Raw genomic sequence first — 3,592 nt, forward strand, 5'->3', positions numbered from 1 at the left:
CGCCGGACGCCGATTCCAGGCTGTACAAAACGTCCTAGTCGACACGGCCTTGTCGGCCGGCCCGAAAGACGCCGTAGTCGCTGCCGCTGATGCCCCCGCGGTCTTCGCCGAGCAGCATCCAGAGTCCTCGAAACTGCTGTGGGCGATTTCCCGCGAGGAACTGCTGGAGTCGGATCTGCCCGATGACATCGCCGCCGAGGTCCACGACCTCCACCGATTGCTGATCGGCTTGATGATCCGCCTCGCGGTCAACCTCTGGGACCGCAAAGATCCCGGCGCGGTCGACACGATCACCACCTGCATCGTCGACCTGCCGACCGCCATCGTGTTGCGCCGCGACCGTCTGGCCAATCCAACGGCCCGTGAGCACCTGCGAGCGTCGGTGCGCGCGGTCCTCGACGTCGGACCACCACCCCTGAAGAAAGGTGAGAAATCGTGGGAATCAGCCTGAGCTACGAAGACAAGATCGCCGTTCTGAATCTCGGCGATGACGAAAACCGTTTCTCCCCAGAGTTTCTCGACGCCGTTGACGCGCACCTCGATGAACTGGTCGGTTCGGGCGCCCAGGGTCTGGTGACCACCGCCGGCGCCAAGTTCTACACCAACGGCCTGGACCTGGATTGGTTGACCGCGCACGGGGATCAGACGACGTGGTATGTCGGACGCGTGCAGGGCATGCTGGCCCGGTTCCTCACCCTGCCGGTACCCACGGCGGCGGCCGTGGTCGGTCACGCGTTCGGCGCGGGGGCGATGCTGGCGCTCGCGCACGACTTCCGGGTGATGCGCTCCGATCGAGGCTTCTTCTGCTTCCCGGAGGTGGACATCCGCATCCCCTTCACTCCCGGAATGGCCGCGATCATCCAGGCCAAGCTCACTCCACAGGCAGCGGTCGCTTCGATGACGACCGGACGCCGCTTCGGAGGCGATGACGCGCTGGCCCTGGGCATTGTCGATGCCGTCGCTGGTGAGGGCGCCGTGACCGGCGAGGCCGTCGACCTCCTGCGCCCGCTCAACGGCAAGGACCCGGGCACGCTGGGGGCCATCAAGCAAACGATGTTCGGCGCCGCGGCGCAGGCGCTGACCGCGAGTACTTAAGAGCCCCAGAGCAATTAGCTTCAGCCAAAAAGCCTGGACATCCCGTGGTGAGGCGCATAACCTACGCCTCGGACGGCACTCTATATTTGTAGATGGATCTGTCTGGATCCACGCCGCACCACGACCTCGCATCGACGCGGGAAGGAACGACCCATGACAACGGTGCAGGCTGTACTGGACGAAATCCGCGACCGGCCCGGGACCGGAGACGTCATACCGGTCTTCGATCCGTCCACCGAAGAGCAGATCGCCGAGTTCACCGACTGCGGCCCCGACGCCGTCAACGCGGCCGTGGCGCGCGCGAAAGCCAGCGCCGAGTCCGGGATCTGGTCGCAGCAGCCCGACTACGAGCGCGCCAGGATCCTGTGGCGCGTCGCCGAACTGATCGACAAGAACGCCGAGCTTCTCGCCCAGCTCGAAATGCTCAACGGCGGAATGTATCCCGCGCAAGCGGAGATGCAGGTGAAGATCGGTGCAGAGTGGTTCCGCTACTACGCGGGCTGGTGTACCAAGATCGACGGCATCGCGCGTGATGTCAACACCGGTGGTCTGACCGGGGTCGACTCGCACATGCACACCTACACGGTGCGCGAGCCCTACGGCGTGGTCGGCCTGATCTTCCCGTGGAACGGTCCGGTCTTCAATTTCTGCGCCAAGCTCGCACCATCGCTGGCGGCCGGCTGCAACAGTGTCGTCAAACCCGCTGAGGAGACACCACTTTCAGCGCACGTGCTGATGCAGATCCTGGCCGAGGCCGGAGTGCCCGACGGGGTGGCGAACCTGGTGAACGGTTACGGCCACACCGTCGGCGCGGCGATCACCGCGCACCCCGATGTGGAGAAGGTCGCCTTCACCGGTTCGACCGAGGTCGGCCGGGCGATCGTGCACGCCGCCGCCGACAGCAACCTCAACAAGGTCACGCTCGAGCTCGGCGGCAAGTCACCGGTGCTGATCTTCGACGACGCGAAGCTGAAGAAGGCGATCCCGATGTCGGCGTTCGGCACGTTCGTGCACTCCGGGCAGGCCTGCGTGTGCGGCTCCCGCATTTTGGTGCAGCGCGGTGTCTACGACCAGGTCGTGGAAGGCATGGCGATGGTTGCCAATGCCATGAAGATGGGCGCCCCGACTGAAGAGGGCGTCATGAGCGGCCCGCTGATCAGCCAAAAACAGCTCACCCGTGTGCTGGCCTACCTCGACCAGGGCAGATCCGATGGCGCCGAGATCGTCACCGGCGGGCACCGGCTCGACCGCAAGGGCTACTTCGTGCACCCGACGGTCGTCACCAATCTCGACCCCGATTCGAGCCGGCTGTTCCAGGAGGAGATCTTCGGCCCGGTCGTGACGATCCTGCCGTTCGACGACGAGGACGAGGCCGTCGCGCTGGCCAACAACAGCACCTACGGACTGGCCGCCACGGTGTGGACCAAAGACCTTGGCCGCTCCCACCGACTGGCCAAGCGGCTCAAGGCCGGGACCGTCGGGCTCAACTGCGCTTTCCCGTACGACCATTCGATGCCGTTCGGTGGCTACAAGCAGTCCGGCTGGGGCTACGAGTCGGGCAAGGCCGGCATCGAGGGTTACCTGCAGACCAAGATCGTCTGGGCGCAGATGTAGCAGCCCTGGGCGCGGGCCGACTCGCTCGGAGGATGAACTTTCTGCCCGCCGCGCGCGTGCCACTGCGCGCGTGCCGACGCCGGGATTACCTTGGGTCTATGGCTCCCAAAATTGCGACAGCCGAGGCAGTCGGCCTCTCCGATTTACTCGATTTCGTCCGGCCGCGACACAGCATGGTGCTGACCACTTTTCGGGCGGACGGCTCGCTGCAGAGCTCGCCCGTGACCGGCGGCGTCGACGAACAGGGCCGCGTGGTGATCGCGAGCTATCCCCAACGCGCGAAGAGCGCCAACATCCGGCGCACCCCTAAGGCAAGCGTGGTCGTGCTGTCCGACGAGTTCAACGGCGCCTACGTGCAGATCGACGGGGACGCCGAAGTCGTCGACGTGCCGGAGGCGGTCGAATTGCTCGTCGACTATTACCGCGCGATCGCCGGCGAGCACCCCGACTGGGACGAGTACCGTGGCGCGATGCTCGACCAGCGCAAGTGCCTGATCCGTGTGACGCCGCACAGCTGGGGCCCGGTGGCGACGGGTGGCTTTCCTCCGGCGTGACGGCTGCGCAGATCTCGCGCTGCGCGGAGGCTGAGCACAGCCCGCTGTGACCCTTGAAACAGGAGCGGGGGGGCGCGTCACTGTCGCCACTTCGACCCGCTCCTGCGTAACCTTGATTTGCGATGTTTCTGCATGGGTTCAAGACAACCGGGACAGCCGGCCGACTGCTGGCCGGGCTGCTGCTGAGTGCTGCTCTGGTCAGCGGATGCAGCTCGCTGATCCACGGAAAGGCGGTCTCGTCATCGGGTGCGGGACCCACCGAGCCGACGTTCCCGAAGGCCAAGCCGTCGATACCCTCGCCGGCCCCGGCACGGCCCGCGCCGCCGAGC

4 protein-coding genes and 1 pseudogene are annotated in these 3,592 nt (G+C 65.9%); all 5 read left to right on the plus strand.

Annotation, left to right across the window (positions count from 1 at the left end):
- The coding region (locus tag WAN02_RS20540; RefSeq protein WP_422266065.1) for a TetR/AcrR family transcriptional regulator at positions 1-451 on the plus strand (451 nt) is incomplete at its 5' end.
- Entirely contained in the window at positions 436-1,095 is a 660-nt protein-coding gene (locus WAN02_RS20545; protein ID WP_422266066.1) for an enoyl-CoA hydratase-related protein, read from the plus strand. The genes WAN02_RS20540 and WAN02_RS20545, both read left to right, overlap by 16 nt.
- A gap of 153 nt (positions 1,096-1,248) precedes the next feature.
- Complete coding sequence (locus WAN02_RS20550) at positions 1,249-2,709, plus strand: aldehyde dehydrogenase family protein (protein WP_422266067.1); 1,461 nt, start codon at positions 1,249-1,251, stop codon at positions 2,707-2,709.
- 98 nt (positions 2,710-2,807) lie between these two features.
- A complete protein-coding gene (locus WAN02_RS20555) occupies positions 2,808-3,263 on the plus strand; it encodes a PPOX class F420-dependent oxidoreductase (RefSeq protein WP_422266068.1) in 456 nt (151 codons plus the stop codon).
- Positions 3,264-3,385: 122 nt separating this feature from the next.
- Positions 3,386-3,592: pseudogene (locus WAN02_RS20560) on the plus strand (hypothetical protein); the annotation flags it as partial.

The sequence above is a fragment of the Mycobacterium sp. genome, from assembly GCF_049281135.1.
Lineage (GTDB): Bacteria > Actinomycetota > Actinomycetes > Mycobacteriales > Mycobacteriaceae > Mycobacterium.